Raw genomic sequence first — 17,461 nt, forward strand, 5'->3', positions numbered from 1 at the left:
AAAACCGCATGCTCGTGATCGGCGTTGCCGGCACCGAATTGACCCCGGCAGAGCGCGAGTGGCTGCAGCATGACGCCTGCGCCGGCGTGATCCTGTTCACCCGCAATTTCGCCTCGCGCGCGCAGGTGGCCGACCTGGCCGCCGCGATCCGCGAGGCCGCTCCGCGCCCGCAGCTGGTCTGCGTGGATCAGGAGGGCGGCCGGGTGCAGCGCTTTCGCGAGGGCTATAGCGCGCTGCCCCCGCTTGAAGTCTTCGGCAGGCAATACGCCACCGATCCGCAGGCGGCACTGAGGGCAGCACGCGAGCATGCCTGGCTGATGGCCGGCGAGATCCTCGCCACCGGCGTGGACCTGAGCTTCGCACCGGTGGTTGATCTTGGTCGCGGCAACCTGGCCATCGGCGACCGCGCCTTCCACGAACGTCCGGAAGTGGTGGCCGAACTCACCCGTGCCTATGTCGAAGGCATGCACGCCGCCGGCATGGCCGCCACGCTGAAACACTTCCCGGGCCATGGGTCGGTGCGGGAAGACACCCACTTCGACCACGCCATCGATGACCGGCCGCTGGAAGTCATCCGTGCCGAGGATCTGGTGCCGTTCGCCGCCGGTATCCAGGCCGGTGCCGACGCGGTGATGCTGGCCCACGTGGTCTATCCGCAGGTCGCGCCGGAGCCCGCGGGCTACTCCCCGCGCTGGATCAACGGCATCCTGCGTGAGGACGTGTCCAAGGGTGGCCTGGGCTTCCGCGGCGTGGTGTTCTCCGACGACATCGGCATGGCTGCCGCCCACGGCGTAGGCGGAATCAAGGCCCGGGTGGATGCGCACCTGGACGCCGGTTGCGACGTGGTGCTGGTCTGCCACCCGGAGCTGGTGCCCGAATCGCTGGCGGCGGTGGAAGGCCGCAGCCTCAACACCATGGCGCTTGCCGGACTGATCGGGCGCGGCGCGCTGGGCTGGGACGGATTGATCGCCGATGCGCGTTACACCGATGCGCAGGACATGCTGACAGCACACGGGAGAAGCGTGGCATGAGCACCAAACAGTTGGCCGATGTGCTGCGCGATGCAGACCTGCTTTTCGACCAGCAGGCGCTGGACGACGCGATCGGCGAAATGGCCGATGAGATCGTGGTCGATTACGCCGATGACGAGGTCCCGCCGCTGTTCATTACCGTAATGAAGGGCGGGCTGCATTTCGCGGCCAAGCTCTCATTCGCGCTTGGCGAGCGTGGGCTGGATGTGGAGTTCGATTACCTGCATGCCACCCGCTATCGCGGCCGCACCTCCGGGTCGGGCCTTGCCTGGCTGCACCGGCCAGAGACGCCGATGCGCGGACGCCGGGTACTGCTGGTCGATGACATCCTCGACGAGGGCCACACCCTGCAGGCCGTGCAGCGCTGGTGCGAGGACCAGAATGCCGGGGATGTACGCATCGCCGTGCTCACCGACAAGGTGCATGACCGGCGGGTTGAAGGCGTGGAAGCGGACTACTGCGGCGTGGAATTGCCGGACCGCTACGTCTTCGGGTATGGCATGGATTATCAGGAGCAGGGGCGCAACCTGCCCGCGATCTACGCCGTGGCCGAGTGAGCGACATGACGGACAAGGCGCCCGTGCTGGCGGTGATCGGTGGCACCGGCCTTTATCGGCTGGACGGTCTGGAAGATGTGCGCACCGTGCAGCCGCACACGCCCTACGGCGAGCCGTCGGGGCCGGTGCGCATCGGCACGATCGACGGGCAGCAGGTCGTTTTCCTGGCCAGGCACGGCGAGGAGCATTCGGTCCCGCCGCATCGCATCAACTACCGGGCCAACCTGGCCGCGCTGCACGCCCTGGGCGCCCGGCGCGTGCTTGCGCTCAACACCGTAGGCGGGATCGGTGACGCGTACGGGCCGCGGGTGCTTGCCTGTCCGGACCAGATCATCGATTACACCTGGGGCAGGATCTCGACCCTGTGCGAAGAGCCCGGCACCGAGGTGCTGCACGTCGACTTCGGCGATCCGTATACGCCCGCCCTGCGGGAGAACGTAATGCAGGCGGCCCATCAAGCTGGCGTGCAGATGGTGGATGGTGGCTGTTACGGCGCCACCCAGGGACCGAGGCTTGAAACGAAAGCCGAGATCGAGCGCATGCGCCGCGATGGCTGTGACCTGGTGGGCATGACAGGCATGCCGGAAGCCGCACTGGCACGCGAACTGGGGCTGGATTACGCCAGTATCGCCATCGTTGCGAACTGGGCCGCCGGTTGCGGAGGTTCCGTGGACGAGATCACGCTTCAGGAGGTACTGGATAACGTGGAGGTCGCTTCGTCCTGCCTTCCGGATCTGCTGCGCGAGCTGTTGAAACAACATAGACGTTGATGTTGTCAACGTTGCTTTGCATACTCGGCTGGCGCGGCAGTGGGAAACGCGCGCGCATTCGTAATCCAGACGAGGTGGAAAGTTCATGCAATACGGCACAGTGAAGTGGTTCAACGACGCCAAGGGATTTGGCTTCATCGCTCCGGAAGATGGAAGCTCGGACGTGTTCGTCCACTACAGCGCCATCTCCTCCGATGGCTTCCGCAGCCTGCAGGAAGGCCAGCGCGTCAGCTATGAAGTCACCCAGGGCCCGAAAGGCGCCCAGGCCTCGGCGGTGACGCCGGTCGCTTGACCGGACCGCTTTCAGGTCACCTGGAACCCCGCATCCGTGCGGGGTTCTTTTTTGCTCAGAGCCAATCCTGCAGCGAGATGCCCAGGCCGATGTAGGTGGCCCTGTGGTTGTAGTCGATCATGCTTTCTCCATAGCCATTGAATACCTGCACGTGGCCGCGGAACGCGCGATGGATCGGGAAGCCCCAGTCGAACTGCAGCGCCCCGTGTGAGCGGTCGCCGCCGCGCAGTGAATGGCGTGCCATCAGCGTGTAGCGGTGACCACCCCGCGCATGGGTCAGCGTCAGGTCGCCGCGGCCCATGTAATCGGCCATGTCCGGGTTGTCGTCGTCGCTGCCATCGGAGATGCGTATCCACGGGCGAACCATCAGGGCCCAGTCCTCGCGGTCGAAGCCGAAGTTGAACATCACCCGGTTCCAGCTGCGGGACAGCGGGTCACCGCGACCATTGGACTGATGGTTGATGCCCACCGCCGCCATCCGTCCGCGCCAGCCGCCGGGCAGGCCATAGCCGTTGCGGAACACCAGCAGCGCCTCGGGCTCGTAGTTGGTCTCGCGGAACGGGCGCGACTGCTCGCTGTCGTAGACCTGCCAACGCGAGCTCTGGGTGTAGCCCAGCCACAGGTCGCCGTTGTTGCCGAAGATGTTTTCCAGCGCCTTGGTCTTGAAGCTGATCTGGAACTTGGCTTCCAGGCTGTCCAGATCCTGCGGGTCGGTGACCGTGTTTTCCGGGTTGGGTGATTGCGGTGTTGGATTGGTGCTGCTGGTCCAGAACGCAGGCAGCAGGTACACCGGCTTGTAGGCACGGAAGTTGAACAGTCCAAGCTTTGAACCTGCAGCCAGCTCCCAGCGCGTATCCAGCAACGAGCCCTGGCCCACGTTGGCGATCGCCTCGGCGCGTGGGTCGCTGCTGTCGTAGACGAACATGCTGTCGATCGCCTGGCGCGCGCGTTCGCGACGGGTCGCGTTGGATTCGGCAACGCCGGCCTCGGGCGCCTGCACCTGCTGCGCCTCTGCGGCAGCGTCCGCCGCCGCGTCTGCCAGGGCCACGCTGGGTGCCTGCCTGTTGGCGAACGTGTCATAGCAGGCCAGGCGCAAGGCATCGGTGCCGATCGCTGCGCAGGCCTCCAGGCTGGAGGGTGCTTCCTGGGCGGATGCAGGTGCGGCCCCAAGGGACAGGCCGATGGCGAGGGTGAGGCCGGAAACGGTTTTCATCGGTGTGGATCCTGAATGCAGAAAATGCGCTACGCCAACAGCCAGACCAGCGCGAAGATGCCGATCATCGCAAAGGAAAGGGTCAGCTTCAGCCCTATCGCGATCACGATGCCCACCCAGGTGCCAACGCCGACCCTGGCTGCCTGGCTGATCCCGTGCCGGTTCACGCTGCGCAGGTGCGCCAGCTCGCCAATGACGGCGCCGACGAATGGGCCTACGAATACGCCGATCAGGCCAAAGAACAGGCCGACAAAGGTACCGATCACAGCCCCGGCGAGCGCCTTGCCACTCGCCCCGACCCTGCGCGCGCCCATGGCGCTGGCCCACAGGTCCACCAGCAGAGAGAGCAGGGTCAGGGCACCCAGCACCACAAGGGTGACGACGCCGACCCGGGTGAATCCGTCGGCCCAGGCGGCCAGCAGCATGCCCGCGTACACCAGCGGTACGCCGGGCAGGGCAGGCAGCACGGCGCCGGCGAGCCCGGCCAGCGCCAGGATCGCCGCGATCACGTACCAGAGGAGAGTCAGATCCATCGCATGGATGGCGTGTCCGTTACTGGGCCCAGGCGCGGCCGTTCTGGATGCGCACGTAGGACCCCTCGCGCAGGCCATCCAGTTCGTCCTGGGTCACCACGGTGCTGCGCCCGTCATCCATACGCACGTGCACGCGATAGACCGCGCCGCCTTCAACGCGGTTCTGGATGGCGTTGCCTGCCACCGCGCCAGCGACCGCACCACCGGCGGTCGCCACGTTGCGCCGGCCGTCGCTGTCGGTATTGCGGCGTGCCAGTTCCTTGCCCGCCACCGCGCCAACCACGCCGCCCAGCACCGGCCCGACCACGTTGGGCGAGTTGGTGGTTCCGGCGCGCTCAATGCGGGTCACCGTGCCGCAGGAGTCACAGGCACGGCTGCCGTAACCGGGGGAGTTTCCGTATCCCGGTCCGTAGCTGCCGGCGGGGGTGGCGCAGCCGGCCAGGGCAAGGGAAGCGGCAACTGCGGCCGCGGCGCTGATGTGGCGGAAATTCATGGCAGGACTCCTCGTCTGTTCGGTCGACTTCGACGATAGGAAGTCGACGGTGAACGCCGCGCCAACCCCGTGCGCCGGGTCGATGACGTGCAGCCGGCATTCAGCACCCGGCCGCGGCATCCTCAGCTGCGGAAATCGCGGTGACAGTCACGGCAGGAGTCCTGCAGCTGCTTGTTGGTGGTCTGCAGGCCAGCGCAGTTCAGCGGTGGCGATTGCAGCGCTGCATCCAGGTTCGCGCGCATGCGGGCGGCATGGCGGACAAAGGGCTCGCGATGGGCCAGGCGCGGGAAGGCCGGCTCCAGGTCCTCCGCCAGTACGCGCAGTGCGCGCAGATGCGGCAGCACATCGGTCGCATTGCAGCGGTTCTCTTCTGCACGCTGGTGCAGCCGGGTCATGTGCCACTCCTGCACGTGCATCACGCTGGAAGCAAAGTGGTCGCTGCGTGCCTGTATCGCCCGGATCACCACCACGGTTGCAAAGATGCCCACCGCCAGGCCAAGTGCGAATACGACCAGATAACGCGTGGCGGCGGACGGCTTCCGGTCGGGCGAAGGCATGGGCAGGTTGGGCATGGAATGGTCCGGATGGTTGGCAGGTCGCCATAGTATGGCCAACGGATGCGACGGATCGCCCGGCAGCACTCTAAAATGTGCGCATGGAATCTGATTGGATGGACCGCTTCGGCGGCATTGACCGCCTCTACGGCAGCGGCACCGTGGCACGCCTCTCGCGAATGCAGGTGGCGGTGGTCGGCCTGGGTGGCGTCGGCTCGTGGGTGGCCGAAGCGCTCGCCCGCAGTGGGGTGGGGCGCCTGGTACTGATCGATGCGGATGATCTGTGCGTGTCCAATACCAATCGCCAGCTGCCGGCGCTGCAGGGTCAGTACGGGCGCGGCAAGGCCGAGGCAATGGCTGAGCGCTGCCTGGCGATCAATCCGTTGGCCACGGTGGAACCAGTTGCCAGCTTCCTGACGCCCGGCAACCTTGACGAGCTGCTTGATCGTGGCCACGACCTGGTCGTGGATGCCTGCGACAGCCTGCGCACCAAGGTGGAAGCCATCGCCTGGTGCCGGCGGCGCAAACTGCCGGTGATCACCGTCGGATCGGCCGGAGGGCGGATCGATCCGACCCTGGTGCGGATCCGGGATCTGTCGCGCACCGAGCACGACGCCATGCTGGCCCTGGTACGGAAAAAATTGCGGGGGGATTTCAACTTCCCGCGCGGCCCCAAACGCTACTTCGGGGTCCCGGCGGTGTACTCGCTGGAAAACGTCCGCTACCAGCAGGGCGATGGCAGCGTGTGCGGCCTGCGTCCGCAGCTCGATCCGGATGCCGCCCTCAAACTGGATTGCGGCACCGGGCTGGGGGCGGCTACCCATCTCACCGGCACGTTTGCATTCGCGGCGGTGGGCAAGGTGCTTGAGATCCTGCTCAGGCCGCCAGCGGAAGCTTGAACAGGCGCCGGGCGTTGGCGGTGGTGGCAGCGGCGATCTCTTCGCGGTCCTGATCGCGCAGCCCGGCGATCACGTCCAGCACGCGCACCAGCAGTGCCGGTTCGTTGCGCCCGCCACGGTTGTCGGCATCGGGCTGGTCCGGCGCGTCGGTTTCCAGCAGCAGCTGATCCAGCGGCATCGTTGCCACCAGCCGCCGCAGCCGACGTGCGCGCTCATAGGTGACCGGGCCGCCCAGACCGATCATGAAACCCAGATCCCACAGTTGGCGGGCCTGTTCCGGACTGCCTGAAAAGCTGTGCACCACCCCGCGCAGGTTTCCCACCCGGCGGATCGCGCCAATGGTGGCGTCCACCGCCCGCCGGGCGTGCACGATCACCGGCAGGTCATGGTCGCGCGCCAATTCCAGCTGGGCGTCGAAGTAGTACTGCTGGGCATCACGGTCCAGTTCTTCGATGAAGTAGTCCAGCCCGCACTCACCCACGGCCACGGGCTGGTCGCGCTCGATCCAGGTCGCCAGTGCGTCAAGGTGCGCGACCTGGTGCTGGTCCAGGAACACGGGATGCAGGCCGTAGGCCGGGTGCAGCCCGGGTGCGCTGGCGCACACCTCGCGCAGCTTGGGCCAGGCATCGGCGTGGGTGGCCGGCACCACCTGCTCGCCGACCCCGGCTGCCTGCGCGCGCTCGATCACGGCTCTGCGATCAGGATCGAATGCGTCTGCGTCCAGGTGGCAGTGGCTGTCGATGAGAAACGTCATGCCGGCTCTCAGCGCTCGCGTGTGGCCTGGCCGTCGATGGGTGGTTGGCTGCCACGGTCGGCGGGGCGTTTGCCGCGCCGCTTCCAGTTGGCCAGCAGCAGGGTCCCCATCCCCAGCAGCAGCTCATCGATCAGTGGGATCGGGTCGGGAATCAGCACGGACAGCGCAAACAGTGTTGCCATGACCATGAACAGTCGCGGGTAGCTGAGGCGGCCGAGCCAGCGCAGCAGTGGGGCCAGCAGCAGGTGACGCATGGCGGAGTTCTCCAATGCGGTTGATGGTGGTCACGCTATCACGCTGTGGTGGGTTCGAAATTCATGCCTGCGTCACTTTCAGCGCTCGCAGCCGTGTGCGGTTCAGGTTGGAAATGGTGGAATCGGACTGCATGCAACGCAGGCGATGTGTCTGCACGAATCACAAGGAGCGCGACATGAAAAACAACACCCTCGCAATCGCTTTGGCATCGCTGCTGGTGGGCGGCGTGGCCGTGGCCGCGTTCCAGAACAACACCCGCGACGAAGTCACGGGCGCCGACCTTGTGGGCAACGATGCAGCCGCCTCCGCGGACGCCATCGACACAGCGGCAGGTATTGATTCGATCCCGGTCTCCGGCCGTCTTGATTACGCCGACGTACTGGACGTGCGTGCGGTAACGGAGCAGCAGGACTTCTATGCCCAGGTGCTGGGCGTTGAGCCGGTGAGCGAAACCACTACCTCCAGTACGCCGCGCCAGGTGTGCCAGGACGTGGTGGTCCAATACGCGGCTCCGACCCGCGACCCCAACCGCGTTGCCGGCACCACGATCGGCGCGGTGGTGGGCGGCGCGCTGGGCAACCAGGTGGGCGGCGGCGATGGACGCAAGCTGGCCACGGTGGGTGGCGCAGTAGGCGGGGCATTTGCGGGCCGCGCCATCCAGGGTCGGCAGCAGGCCAACAACGTACAGACTGTGACGGAGCAGGAATGCCGCACCGTGCAGGACACCTCGCAGTCGTCGCGGGTGGTGGCCTACAACGTGACCTATCGCAACCCCGATGGATCCACCGGCACCATGCGTACCGGCAGCGAGCCGGGCGAGCGCATCAAGCTGGGTACGGAAGAGGTGCCGGTCGCGTGGGACGTCACCTATGACTACGAAGGCGATGAGCGCACGGTGCGCATGCAGCAGCAGCCCGGTGATCGGCTGCCGGTGCTGGATGGGCAGGTGGTGCTGCAGACCGCTGCCGCCAACCAGGGCGACGAAGGGACACGTCAGTAACCGTTTCCTGACGATGGCTGGACAGGACGGGGCTGGAGAAATCCAGCCCCGTTTTGGTGTGCGGGTACCCACCAAAGGCAGGGCCCAAAGGAAGGACGGATCGATACAATGGGCGTTTCCACCAACTTCCAGAGTGCCATGGCCCTGAATCCCCTTGATCTCTACGACGTCCGTTCCCTGCTCACCGACGAAGAGCGTGCGGTCCAGGACACCGTGGCACGCTTCACCGACGAGAAGGTGCTGCCGATCATCGGCGAATGCTTCGACGAGGGGCGTTTCCCGAAGGAGCTGATCCCCGAGATCGCGGGCCTGGGCCTGCTGGGCGCGACCCTGCCGGCCGAGTACGGCGGCTCGGAGCTGGGCGATGTCAGCTACGGCCTGATCTGCCAGGAACTCGAGCGCGGTGATTCCGGCCTGCGCAGCTTCGCCAGCGTGCAGTCCTCGCTGTGCATGTACCCGATCTTCGCCTACGGCACCGAGGAGCAGAAGCAGCGCTGGCTGCCTGACATGGCCGCGGGCAAGGTGATCGGCTGCTTCGGCCTGACCGAAGCCCACGGTGGTTCCGATCCGGCCAGCATGAAGACCCATGCCAGGCGCGACGGCGACGACTGGATCCTCAACGGCTCCAAGATGTGGATCACCAACGGCAACCTGGCCGATATCGCCATCGTCTGGGCGCAGACCGATGACGGCATCCAGGGCTTCGTGGTCGAGAAGGACTTCGCCGGTTACAAGGCGCAGGAGGTCAAGCACAAGATGAGCCTGCGCGCGTCGGTGACCAGCGCGCTGTTCTTTGACGAAGTGCGCGTGCCGGAAGCCAATCGCCTGCCGAACGTGAAAGGCCTGCGCGGCCCGCTGGGCTGCCTGACCCAGGCCCGCTACGGCATCACCTGGGGCCCGATCGGTGCGGCTGTCGCCTGCCTGGACGAGGCGCTGGGATATTCCAAAGAACGCATGCTGTTTGGTCGCCCGGTGGCGGCCACCCAGAGCGCGCAGATCAAGATGGCCGACTGGGCCCGCCGCATCACCGGCGCGCAGCTGCTGAGCCTGCAGCTGGGTCGCCTGAAGGAAGCCGGCAAAATGCAGCCGACCCAGGTGAGCGTGGCCAAGTGGAACAACTGCCGCATGGCGATCGACATCGCCCGCGAAGCCCGCGACCTGCTGGGCGGCGCCGGCATCACCACCGAGCACTCGCCCATCCGCCACGCGCTGAACCTGGAATCGGTGATCACTTACGAGGGCACCGAGACCGTGCACCAGCTGGTGGTTGGCCGCGAGCTGACCGGTATCAACGCGTTCTGATCCGTCGTCGCCGACGCCGGGCCGGCTGGTCCCATCGGGATCAGTCGTTCCGGCGCACGGTGGCGCCTGCCCTACGAGAGAGCACGATGTTCGCAAAGGTTCCCAATCCCATTCCCGCCCGCATGAGGGGCCTCAACCGCGCCGAGATCTGCGACGTGAACTTCCAGGAGTTCGTGCGCGATTGGGAGGGCAGCGCCGCGCGCGCGCCGTCGCCGGACGCTGCGGTGCTGGAGGGCAGCGCCCTTGATGCACGCGGCTTTCGCGAACTGTTCGAGTCGCAGCTGATCAGCCGCCACCTGGACCTGATGGCCCGCGTGCTGCGGGTGCAGAACAAGGTTTTCTACACCATCGGCTCGTCCGGACACGAGGGCAACGCGATGGTCGCGCGGCTGACGCGGCATACCGATCCGGCCTTCCTGCATTATCGCTCCGGCGGCTTCATGGCCGAGCGCTTCCGCAAGCTGCCCGGGATGGACCCGGTAATGGATTCGGCACTGTCGTTCGCCGCGTCCAAGGACGACCCCGCATCCGGCGGACGCCACAAGGTGTGGGGCAGCAAGCCGTTGTGGGTGCTGCCGCAGACTTCCACCATCGCCTCGCACCTGCCCAAGGCCATGGGCACCGCCGTGGCGATCGAACAGGGCCGGCGCATCGGCCACCAGCTGCCGGTGCCCGATGACAGCATCGTGGTGTGCTCGTTCGGCGATGCCTCGAGCAACCACGCGACCGCCCAGACGACGTTCAACGCCGCCGCTTGGACCGCCTACCAGGGCCTGCCGGCACCGGTGCTGTTCGTGTGCGAAGACAATGGCATCGGCATCTCGGTCAAGACGCCGGACGGCTGGATCGCACGCAATTTCCGCGACCGCCCGGACCTGGATTACTTCCACGCCGACGGCTTGGACCTTGCCGAAGGCTATGGGCAGGTGCAGCAGGCGGTGGAGCACTGCCGTCGTACGCGCCGGCCGACGTTCCTGCACCTGCGCACCACGCGGATCATGGGCCACGCCGGTACGGACTTTGAAATCGAATGGCGCAGCATCGAGGAGTTGTGCGGGGTGGAGGCGACCGATCCGCTGCTGCGCTCGGCCGTCATCGCGCTTGAATCGGGCCTGATGTCGAAGGACGAGGTGCTTGATCTCTACGAAGCGACCCGCGCCAAGTGCTTCGCCGCCGCCGAGGATGCCGATAGCAGGCCGCGGCTCGAATCACTTGAAGAGGTGATTGCTCCGCTGGCGCCGTTCACTCCGTCGGCGGTCCAGGCCGAGGCAGGGCGTGCCGATTATGGCGAGCGCCGGCTGCAGGCGTTTGGCAGCGAAGCCAAACTGCCGGAGAATCTGCCGCCCAAGCATCTGGCCATCCAGATCAACCAGGGCCTGCACGACCTGTTCGCCAAGTACCCGGAGAGCCTGCTGTTTGGCGAAGACGTGGCCCGCAAGGGCGGCGTATACACGGTCACCAAGGGGCTGCAGAAGGCGTTCGGGCCGCGCCGGGTATTCAACACCCTGCTGGATGAAACCATCATCCTCGGCCTGGCGCAGGGCTACGCCAACATGGACATGCTGCCGCTGCCCGAGATCCAGTACCTGGCGTACTTCCACAACGCCGGCGACCAGATCCGCGGCGAGGCGGCCAGCCTGCAGTTCTTCTCCAACGGCCAGTACCGCAACCCGATGGTGATGCGGATTGCATCGCTGGGTTACCAGCGCGGTTTCGGCGGGCACTTCCACAACGACAATTCGATTACCGCGCTGCGCGACATCCCGGGCCTGGTGATCGGCTGCCCGAGCCGCGGCGATGATGCGGTCACCATGCTGCGCACCCTGACCGCGCTGGCGAAGGTGGACGGCCGGGTCTGTGCGTTCCTGGAACCGATCGCGCTGTACATGACCAAGGATCTTTACGAGGCAGGAGACGGCGGATGGCTGACGTCTTTCCCGGCCCCGGGCGAGGCGATGGAGTTTGGCGCCGAGCGTGTCTACAACCCGGAAGCCACCGACTGCGTGATCCTGACGTTTGGCAACGGCGTGCCGATGAGCCTGCGCGCTGCCCGCGACATCGAGGCAAAGCGCGGCTGGAAGGTGCGGGTCGTTGATCTGCGCTGGCTGCTGCCGCTCAACGAGGAAGCCATTGCGCGCCACGTAGGCGAATGCGCGCGCACGATCGTGGTCGATGAAGGCCGGCGCAGCGCGGGGATCGGCGAGGGCGTCATTACTGCCATCACCGAAGCCGGGCTCGGGGATCGCCCGCTGCAACGCGTGGTGGGAGCGGACACGTTCACCCCGCTGGCGGGTGCTGCGTTCCTGGTGATTCCGTCCGAAGCCGATATCGTCCAGGCCGCTGACGAGCTTTTGTAGGAACGCGCCACGCGCGCGAAACCGCGTGACGCCTGTCCCCCGGCTGATCGCCGCAACATCGAGGGTCCGGTGGGTCAGCGCCTGTCAGGACTGTCGGCGACATGGACGTCGCCGACAAGCGTACATGGACGTATTCACAGCGTGTCCTGACAGGCGCTGACCCGCCGGACCGCCACCGGCAACCCAATCGTCACGCGGCTTCGCGCGCATGGCGCGCTCCTACAGCGGGGCTTCGAGGTATCTCGGGCCCCGCCTGGTGCTCAGTCGGCGAACTGCACCCGCACTTCAACCCTGCGGTTCGGGGCCAGACAATCGATCACCTGCTGGCCGCCGCGGCCTTCGCATTCAACCACCGGTTCGACCGCTCCGCGTCCGACCGCGGTGATCCGCTCTTCGGCAACGCCATGTCCGATCAGGTAGTCACGCACCGCATTGGCACGCTGGCTGGATACGGTCTGGTTGGCCACCGCGGTTCCCAGCCGGTCGCTGTGTCCGATCACGTGCACGATCTCCACCGGGCGTTCGGCCAGCCTGGTGGCCAGCTCGTCCAGAGCAACCCGGCCTTCGGGCCTCAGGTCTTCGATGCTGGACTTGCCAAAGGCGAACATGCCGTCAGCCGACAGTCGTTCCAGGAACGAGGACGGCAGCGGCTGCGTGTCCTGCACTTCCGGTGCCGGTTCCTGTTCCGGCGTGGTGCTGCAGGCACTCGCCAGTACCACGCAGCCAGCCGCTGCCAGCGTCAGCCAAGGCTTGATCGTCATAGTTCCTTCTCCCCCATTTCCATGTCTGTTTGAATCCCACCTGTCGGTCGGAGCATAGCAGCCACGGTTTGCGGTTTGGATAGCCCCGGAAAGGGCGAAGGGGATGGGCAGGCGGAGGTGTCAGCAGGGGCGTTTCAGCGCGCCAGACCGTCTTCCAGCGGCGCCGTCCGGCAGGTAATCCCGGCGATGGTGAGTGTGGCTTCTTCCAGCTCCAGCGGCAGGACCGCCAGGGCCTCAGTGCCGGTAGCGCACACCACCCGCCCGATCTCGCGTTCGCCCGACGTCACCGCATCGCCGGAAGCGACGGCTGAGTCAACTTGCAGCCGTACAAGCCCGCGTTTTGCCTGGCCCAGGAAGTGCGTGCGGGCAACGATCTCCTGGCCGGGGTAGCAGCCCTTCTTCACGCTGTAGGCGCGCAGGCGCTGCAGCGACAGCTGCTGTGGGGTCCACTTTTCGGTCTGGTCAGGATCAAGCCGCGGCCAGCCGTGGGCCAGGTCGAACCTGCTCCACCGGCCGGCTGTGTCATCGTTGGCCGGGGCGGTAGCCGAACCAAGGCGCAGGGTGCGGGTTCCCGCGGGAGTGCCCATGTCCAGGTCCACGCCGCTGTCGGCATCGCCGGCAAACGCAGCGCCTGCCGCCTGCTCCGGCGCAGTGAAAGCGGCGGCGGCATGGACTGCCTCCAGCGGGCGCAGCTTCACCTTGGTGCGGAATACAAAGCGCTGCAGCTGCTCGGCTAGCTCCGCCGGGTCAGCATCCGGCAGCACCAGCCACAGGCGTTCGGCATCAAAACGCAGCAGGGCGAACAGGGCCACGATGCGCCCCTTCGGGGTCAGCCATCCACTCCATTGCCAGTGTCCGTCAGCCAGTCCGTCCACATCATTGGTGAACTGGGCTTGGGCAAAGCTCGCTGCATCCCGACCTTCCAGGGCCAGTACGCGGTGCCCGGGCAGGGCGGAGAAATGATCAGGCAGTGATGGCGACTTGTCGGACATGGGGGCGGGACTTAGACTTGAAGAGGTGAAAGACCCGGCCATCATAGGCGATAGCAACGCCGCACCCGAACAGGACCAGCCCGTGGAACCGGTGCCTGAGCCTGAGCGGCCGCGGGAAATTGGCGGTCGGGGAGGGCCGGACCCGACCCGTTACGGGGATTGGGAAAAGAACGGCCGCTGCATTGATTTTTAAGGCGGCACCGTCCGCCACCTGCCACGCGGCCCGCGTTCCGGCGGCCGCCCAGCGAGGATCTGTCCTGCGATGAGTCACGATCAACGTCCGCTGTCCCCTTTCATGTTGGGGCAGACATACCGTTTCCAGATCACTACGGTGATGTCCTTTCTGCACCGCGCCACCGGCGTCGTGTTGTCCGTGGGGGCGCTGGGCATGGCCTGGTGGCTGCTGGCGGTCGCCCAGGGCGGCGAGGCGTACGCCACCGTCTCCGCTTGTCTCGCCTCGCCACTGGGCATGATCGCGCTTGCCGGCTTCTCGCTGTCGCTGGTGTATCACCTGCTCAACGGCATCCGTCACCTGTTCTGGGACATGGGCTACGGGATGTCGATTCCCGAACTCTACCGCTCCGGCTACGCGGTGGCGGGTCTGACGGTGGTGCTGACCGGCATCATCTGGTTCGTTGCAATGCGGGGTGGAGCATGAACAACAACAGGGTCGGCGTGGACGAGGGTCCGCGCGAGTTCCGTACGCCCCTGGCCCGCGCCCGCGGCCTGGGATCAGCCAAGTCCGGCACCAGCCACTTCTGGTGGCAGCGGGTGACCGCGGTGGCGATGATTCCGCTGGTGGCCTGGCTGCTGGGCACCTTCATCTCGCTGATCGGCGCTGACCTGGCCACCGTGCAGGAAGTGATTGCGCGGCCGTGGAACGCGATTCTGCTGGCGGCGTTTTCGCTCGCCATGTTCTGGCACATGCAGATGGGCCTTCAGGTAGTGATTGGTGACTACGTGCATTCCCGCGGCCCTGAGCGTGCCCTGCAGCTGATCGTCATTTTCGTCTGCGTGCTTGGCGCACTTGCCTCGCTGTTTGCCATCGGCCGCATCGCGCTGCTGGCCTGACCCCACTTTTTCGAAAGAGCTGCAATGACTACTGCCTATCCAATTACCGAGCACCATTACGACATGATCGTGGTCGGCGCCGGCGGCGCCGGACTGCGCGCCACCTTCGGCCTGGCCCACAAGGGCCTGAAGACCGCGTGCATCACCAAGGTCTTTCCGACCCGTTCGCACACCGTGGCCGCGCAGGGCGGGATTTCCGCTGCGCTGGGCAACATGGGCGAAGACGACTGGCGCTTCCACTTCTACGACACCATCAAGGGCTCGGACTGGCTGGGCGACCAGGACGCGATCCAGTACATGTGCCGCGAGGCCATCCCGGCGATCATCGAGCTTGAGCACCAGGGCGTGCCGTTCTCGCGCACCGAGGAAGGCAAGATCTACCAGCGGCCGTTCGGTGGCATGACCACCCATTACGGTAAGGGCACCGCGCAGCGCACCTGCGCCGCGGCCGACCGTACCGGCCACGCCATCCTGCATACGCTGTACCAGCAGTCGCTGGCCCACGACGCGGAGTTCTACGTCGAGTACTTCGCGCTGGACCTGATCATGGACGAGGAGGGCGCATGCCGCGGCGTGCTGGCCCTGGACATGTCCACCGGCACCCTGCACCTGTTCCGTGCCCACGGCGTGGTGCTGGCCACCGGCGGCTACGGCCGCGCCTACTTCTCGGCCACCTCGGCCCACACCTGCACCGGTGACGGCGGCGGCATGGCACTGCGTGCCGGGCTGGGCCTGCAGGACATGGAGTTCGTGCAGTTCCATCCCACCGGCATCTACGGTGCCGGCTGCCTGATCACCGAGGGCGTACGCGGCGAAGGCGGCATTCTGCGCAACGCCAGCGGCGAGCGCTTCATGGAGCGCTACGCGCCCAACGCCAAGGACCTGGCCAGCCGTGACGTGGTCAGCCGCTCGATGACCGTCGAGATCCGCGAAGGTCGCGGTGTGGGTGAGCACAAGGACCATATCCACCTCGACCTGACCCACCTGGATCCGGCCGACATCCACAAGAAGCTGCCGGGCATCGCCGAGAGCGCCCGCATCTTCGCCGGCGTGGACGTGGAAAAGCAGCCGATCCCGGTGATTCCCACCGTCCACTACAACATGGGCGGCGTGCCGACCAACTACCACGGCGAAGTGGTGCAGCTGAAGGACGGCAACCCGGATGCGGTGGTTCCCGGCCTGTACGCGATCGGCGAGGCCGGTTGCGTGTCGGTGCACGGTGCCAACCGCCTGGGCTCCAACTCGCTGCTCGACTTGGTGGTGTTCGGTCGCGCGGTGGCCAACCGCTGCGCCGAGACCATCAGGCCCGGCATGCCGCACAAGCGCCTGGCAGGTGACGCGTGCGAGCGCGCACTGTCCAACCTGGACCGTCTGCGCCACGCCAGCGGCAGCACCCCGACCGCCGTCATCCGCGACAACATGCAGCGCTCGATGCAGAGCCACGCCGCGGTGTTCCGCACCCAGGAAACGCTGGCCGAAGGCGTGAAACACGTGCGTGAGATCCGCGACTCGTTCGCCGACGTCAAGGTCAGTGACCGCTCGCTGGTGTGGAACTCGGACCTGATTGAAACCATGGAGCTGCAGAACCTCCTCGGCCAGGCGCTGGTGACCATCACCTCGGCGGAAAACCGCAAGGAATCGCGCGGCGCCCACGCCCGCGAGGACTTCCCCGATCGTGATGACGTCAACTGGCACAAGCACACCCTGTGCTGGCTGGAAGAAGACGGCAGCACCCGAATCGATTACCGCCCGGTGCACATGTACACACTCGACGACGAGGTCGAAGTGGTGCAGCCGCAAGCGCGCGTTTACTGACGGGAGAAAGAGACAATGGCTGAATTCACGCTCCCGAAGAACTCCAAGGTCCAGAAGGGCCGGCACTTCCCGGCAACGGGCGCCAAGCGCACCCGCACCTTCAAGATCTACCGCTGGAGTCCTGACGAGGGTCGCAACCCGAGCACCGACACCTACGAGGTGGATCTGGACAGCTGCGGGCCGATGGTTCTCGACGCGCTGATCAAGATCAAGAACGAGATCGACCCGACGCTCACGTTCCGCCGCTCCTGCCGCGAGGGTATCTGCGGCTCGTGCGCGATGAACATCGACGGCACCAACACCCTGGCCTGCACCCGCGCCATCGAGGACTGCGGCAAGCAGGAGGTTCCGATCTACCCGCTGCCGCACATGCCGGTGATCAAGGACCTGGTGCCGGACCTGACCCACTTCTTCGCCCAGTACGCGTCGATCAAACCGTGGCTGCGGACCCAGAGCAACCCGCCGCCGGACCGCGAGCGGCTGCAGTCGCCGGAAGAGCGCGACCGCCTGGACGGTCTGTACGAGTGCATCCTGTGCGCCTGCTGCAGCACCGCGTGCCCCAGCTACTGGTGGAATGGCGACCGTTACCTGGGCCCGGCGATTCTGCTGCAGGCCTATCGCTGGATCGCGGACAGCCGCGACGAGGATATCGGCGCACGGCTGGATGATCTGGAAGATCCGTTCAAGCTTTACCGCTGCCACACGATCATGAACTGCGCCCGCACCTGTCCCAAGGGGCTGAACCCGGGCAAGGCGATCGGTGAGATCAAGCGGCTGATGCTGGCTCGCCAGAGCTGAGTCGCCAGACGCCG

At 66.3% G+C, this 17,461-nt stretch carries 21 protein-coding genes; 13 read left to right on the forward strand and 8 right to left on the reverse strand.

What is annotated here, in order from left to right; genetic code table 11:
- Positions 1–8: 8 nt before the first annotated feature.
- From nagZ to WCE59_RS11690, 4 genes are all read left to right on the forward strand, one after another.
- Positions 9–1,031 carry a beta-N-acetylhexosaminidase gene (gene nagZ, locus WCE59_RS11675; protein WP_343258948.1) on the forward strand — a complete coding sequence of 341 codons (1,023 nt, stop codon included), beginning with the start codon at positions 9–11 and terminating at the stop codon, positions 1,029–1,031.
- Positions 1,028–1,588 (forward strand): hypoxanthine-guanine phosphoribosyltransferase, encoded by a 561-nt coding sequence (locus WCE59_RS11680; RefSeq protein WP_343258949.1) that lies wholly within the window; start codon positions 1,028–1,030, stop codon positions 1,586–1,588. Before nagZ ends, WCE59_RS11680 begins: the two co-directional genes overlap by 4 nt.
- A gap of 5 nt (positions 1,589–1,593) precedes the next feature.
- Complete coding sequence (locus tag WCE59_RS11685; protein WP_343258987.1) at positions 1,594–2,358, forward strand: S-methyl-5'-thioinosine phosphorylase; 765 nt, start codon at positions 1,594–1,596, stop codon at positions 2,356–2,358.
- Positions 2,359–2,443: 85 nt separating this feature from the next.
- Positions 2,444–2,650, forward strand: a complete 207-nt coding sequence (locus WCE59_RS11690; protein ID WP_343258950.1) for a cold-shock protein — start codon at positions 2,444–2,446, stop codon at positions 2,648–2,650.
- Between the two features lie 55 nt (positions 2,651–2,705).
- Here the strand turns inward: WCE59_RS11690 and WCE59_RS11695 are convergent, their stop codons facing one another.
- The 4 genes from WCE59_RS11695 to WCE59_RS11710 form a co-directional block, all read right to left on the reverse strand.
- Entirely contained in the window at positions 2,706–3,863 is a 1,158-nt protein-coding gene (locus WCE59_RS11695; RefSeq protein WP_343258951.1) for a phospholipase A, read from the reverse strand.
- Between the two features lie 29 nt (positions 3,864–3,892).
- Positions 3,893–4,396, reverse strand: a complete 504-nt coding sequence (locus WCE59_RS11700) for a DUF456 domain-containing protein (RefSeq protein WP_343258952.1) — start codon at positions 4,394–4,396, stop codon at positions 3,893–3,895.
- 19 nt (positions 4,397–4,415) lie between these two features.
- Positions 4,416–4,889, reverse strand: a complete 474-nt coding sequence (locus WCE59_RS11705; protein ID WP_343258953.1) for a peptidoglycan-associated outer membrane lipoprotein precursor — start codon at positions 4,887–4,889, stop codon at positions 4,416–4,418.
- Positions 4,890–5,011: 122 nt separating this feature from the next.
- On the reverse strand, positions 5,012–5,461 hold the full coding sequence (locus tag WCE59_RS11710) for a hypothetical protein (RefSeq protein WP_343258954.1): 450 nt from the start codon (positions 5,459–5,461) through the stop codon (positions 5,012–5,014).
- Positions 5,462–5,544: 83 nt separating this feature from the next.
- Between WCE59_RS11710 and WCE59_RS11715 the strand changes: the two genes are divergently transcribed.
- Positions 5,545–6,342: a tRNA threonylcarbamoyladenosine dehydratase gene (locus tag WCE59_RS11715; RefSeq protein WP_343258955.1), complete on the forward strand. Its 798-nt coding sequence runs from the start codon at positions 5,545–5,547 to the stop codon at positions 6,340–6,342.
- Here WCE59_RS11715 and WCE59_RS11720 read toward each other — a convergent pair.
- Together WCE59_RS11720 and WCE59_RS11725 are read right to left on the reverse strand one after the other, a co-directional pair.
- Positions 6,320–7,096: a TatD family hydrolase gene (locus WCE59_RS11720; protein ID WP_343258956.1), complete on the reverse strand. Its 777-nt coding sequence runs from the start codon at positions 7,094–7,096 to the stop codon at positions 6,320–6,322. The two genes, WCE59_RS11715 and WCE59_RS11720, sit on opposite strands and share 23 nt — an antisense overlap.
- 8 nt (positions 7,097–7,104) lie before the next feature.
- Positions 7,105–7,350 (reverse strand): DUF6116 family protein, encoded by a 246-nt coding sequence (locus WCE59_RS11725; RefSeq protein WP_343258957.1) that lies wholly within the window; start codon positions 7,348–7,350, stop codon positions 7,105–7,107.
- Positions 7,351–7,526: 176 nt separating this feature from the next.
- On the opposite strand from WCE59_RS11725, the gene WCE59_RS11730 reads away from it, so the two are divergent.
- The 3 genes from WCE59_RS11730 to WCE59_RS11740 all read left to right on the forward strand — a co-directional run bounded on the left by WCE59_RS11730 (position 7,527) and on the right by WCE59_RS11740 (position 12,010).
- Entirely contained in the window at positions 7,527–8,351 is an 825-nt protein-coding gene (locus WCE59_RS11730; RefSeq protein WP_343258958.1) for a glycine zipper 2TM domain-containing protein, read from the forward strand.
- 138 nt (positions 8,352–8,489) lie between these two features.
- Positions 8,490–9,653, forward strand: coding sequence for an acyl-CoA dehydrogenase family protein (locus WCE59_RS11735; protein ID WP_343258988.1), 1,164 nt, complete (start codon positions 8,490–8,492; stop codon positions 9,651–9,653).
- A gap of 122 nt (positions 9,654–9,775) precedes the next feature.
- Positions 9,776–12,010, forward strand: coding sequence for a thiamine pyrophosphate-dependent enzyme (locus WCE59_RS11740; RefSeq protein WP_449284159.1), 2,235 nt, complete (start codon positions 9,776–9,778; stop codon positions 12,008–12,010).
- Between the two features lie 260 nt (positions 12,011–12,270).
- Here WCE59_RS11740 and WCE59_RS11745 read toward each other — a convergent pair whose 3' ends face one another.
- Both WCE59_RS11745 and ygfZ read right to left on the reverse strand, forming a co-directional pair.
- Positions 12,271–12,771, reverse strand: coding sequence for an OmpA family protein (locus tag WCE59_RS11745; protein WP_343258960.1), 501 nt, complete (start codon positions 12,769–12,771; stop codon positions 12,271–12,273).
- A gap of 134 nt (positions 12,772–12,905) precedes the next feature.
- The gene (gene ygfZ / locus WCE59_RS11750; protein WP_343258961.1) at positions 12,906–13,763 is read right to left on the reverse strand and encodes a CAF17-like 4Fe-4S cluster assembly/insertion protein YgfZ; all 858 of its coding nucleotides are present in this window, start codon (positions 13,761–13,763) and stop codon (positions 12,906–12,908) included.
- Here ygfZ and WCE59_RS11755 point away from each other — a divergent pair.
- The 5 genes from WCE59_RS11755 to WCE59_RS11775 all read left to right on the forward strand — a co-directional run bounded on the left by WCE59_RS11755 (position 13,762) and on the right by WCE59_RS11775 (position 17,447).
- The gene (locus tag WCE59_RS11755) at positions 13,762–13,956 is read left to right on the forward strand and encodes a DUF1674 domain-containing protein (RefSeq protein WP_343258989.1); all 195 of its coding nucleotides are present in this window, start codon (positions 13,762–13,764) and stop codon (positions 13,954–13,956) included. The genes ygfZ and WCE59_RS11755 overlap by 2 nt on opposite strands.
- A gap of 69 nt (positions 13,957–14,025) precedes the next feature.
- Positions 14,026–14,421 (forward strand): succinate dehydrogenase, cytochrome b556 subunit, encoded by a 396-nt coding sequence (gene sdhC / locus WCE59_RS11760; protein WP_343258962.1) that lies wholly within the window; start codon positions 14,026–14,028, stop codon positions 14,419–14,421.
- Positions 14,418–14,834 (forward strand): succinate dehydrogenase, hydrophobic membrane anchor protein, encoded by a 417-nt coding sequence (gene sdhD, locus WCE59_RS11765; protein ID WP_343258963.1) that lies wholly within the window; start codon positions 14,418–14,420, stop codon positions 14,832–14,834. The genes sdhC and sdhD overlap by 4 nt, the downstream gene beginning before the upstream one ends.
- A 24-nt stretch (positions 14,835–14,858) precedes the next feature.
- Entirely contained in the window at positions 14,859–16,649 is a 1,791-nt protein-coding gene (gene sdhA, locus WCE59_RS11770; RefSeq protein WP_343258964.1) for a succinate dehydrogenase flavoprotein subunit, read from the forward strand.
- A 15-nt stretch (positions 16,650–16,664) separates the two neighbouring features.
- On the forward strand, positions 16,665–17,447 hold the full coding sequence (locus tag WCE59_RS11775) for a succinate dehydrogenase iron-sulfur subunit (RefSeq protein ID WP_343258965.1): 783 nt from the start codon (positions 16,665–16,667) through the stop codon (positions 17,445–17,447).
- Positions 17,448–17,461: the final 14 nt, after the last annotated feature.

Origin of the sequence: Luteimonas qiangzhengi (assembly GCF_039548515.1) — a bacterium.
Taxonomy (GTDB): domain Bacteria; phylum Pseudomonadota; class Gammaproteobacteria; order Xanthomonadales; family Xanthomonadaceae; genus Luteimonas.

Coding starts and splice junctions, on each gene's coding strand:
- WCE59_RS11705 (WP_343258953.1), bottom strand. CDS start 4,889: ATGAATTTCCGCCACATCAGCGCCGCGGCCGCAGTTGCCGCTTCCCTT.
- WCE59_RS11730 (WP_343258958.1), top strand. CDS start 7,527: ATGAAAAACAACACCCTCGCAATCGCTTTGGCATCGCTGCTGGTGGGC.
- sdhC (WP_343258962.1), top strand. CDS start 14,026: ATGAGTCACGATCAACGTCCGCTGTCCCCTTTCATGTTGGGGCAGACA.
- WCE59_RS11735 (WP_343258988.1), top strand. CDS start 8,490: ATGGCCCTGAATCCCCTTGATCTCTACGACGTCCGTTCCCTGCTCACC.
- WCE59_RS11685 (WP_343258987.1), top strand. CDS start 1,594: ATGACGGACAAGGCGCCCGTGCTGGCGGTGATCGGTGGCACCGGCCTT.
- WCE59_RS11710 (WP_343258954.1), bottom strand. CDS start 5,461: ATGCCCAACCTGCCCATGCCTTCGCCCGACCGGAAGCCGTCCGCCGCC.
- ygfZ (WP_343258961.1), bottom strand. CDS start 13,763: ATGTCCGACAAGTCGCCATCACTGCCTGATCATTTCTCCGCCCTGCCC.
- WCE59_RS11690 (WP_343258950.1), top strand. CDS start 2,444: ATGCAATACGGCACAGTGAAGTGGTTCAACGACGCCAAGGGATTTGGC.
- WCE59_RS11755 (WP_343258989.1), top strand. CDS start 13,762: ATGGGGGCGGGACTTAGACTTGAAGAGGTGAAAGACCCGGCCATCATA.
- WCE59_RS11695 (WP_343258951.1), bottom strand. CDS start 3,863: ATGAAAACCGTTTCCGGCCTCACCCTCGCCATCGGCCTGTCCCTTGGG.
- WCE59_RS11715 (WP_343258955.1), top strand. CDS start 5,545: ATGGAATCTGATTGGATGGACCGCTTCGGCGGCATTGACCGCCTCTAC.
- sdhD (WP_343258963.1), top strand. CDS start 14,418: ATGAACAACAACAGGGTCGGCGTGGACGAGGGTCCGCGCGAGTTCCGT.
- sdhA (WP_343258964.1), top strand. CDS start 14,859: ATGACTACTGCCTATCCAATTACCGAGCACCATTACGACATGATCGTG.
- WCE59_RS11740 (WP_449284159.1), top strand. CDS start 9,776: ATGAGGGGCCTCAACCGCGCCGAGATCTGCGACGTGAACTTCCAGGAG.
- WCE59_RS11720 (WP_343258956.1), bottom strand. CDS start 7,096: ATGACGTTTCTCATCGACAGCCACTGCCACCTGGACGCAGACGCATTC.
- WCE59_RS11725 (WP_343258957.1), bottom strand. CDS start 7,350: ATGCGTCACCTGCTGCTGGCCCCACTGCTGCGCTGGCTCGGCCGCCTC.
- WCE59_RS11775 (WP_343258965.1), top strand. CDS start 16,665: ATGGCTGAATTCACGCTCCCGAAGAACTCCAAGGTCCAGAAGGGCCGG.
- WCE59_RS11745 (WP_343258960.1), bottom strand. CDS start 12,771: ATGACGATCAAGCCTTGGCTGACGCTGGCAGCGGCTGGCTGCGTGGTA.
- WCE59_RS11680 (WP_343258949.1), top strand. CDS start 1,028: ATGAGCACCAAACAGTTGGCCGATGTGCTGCGCGATGCAGACCTGCTT.
- WCE59_RS11700 (WP_343258952.1), bottom strand. CDS start 4,396: ATGGATCTGACTCTCCTCTGGTACGTGATCGCGGCGATCCTGGCGCTG.
- nagZ (WP_343258948.1), top strand. CDS start 9: ATGCTCGTGATCGGCGTTGCCGGCACCGAATTGACCCCGGCAGAGCGC.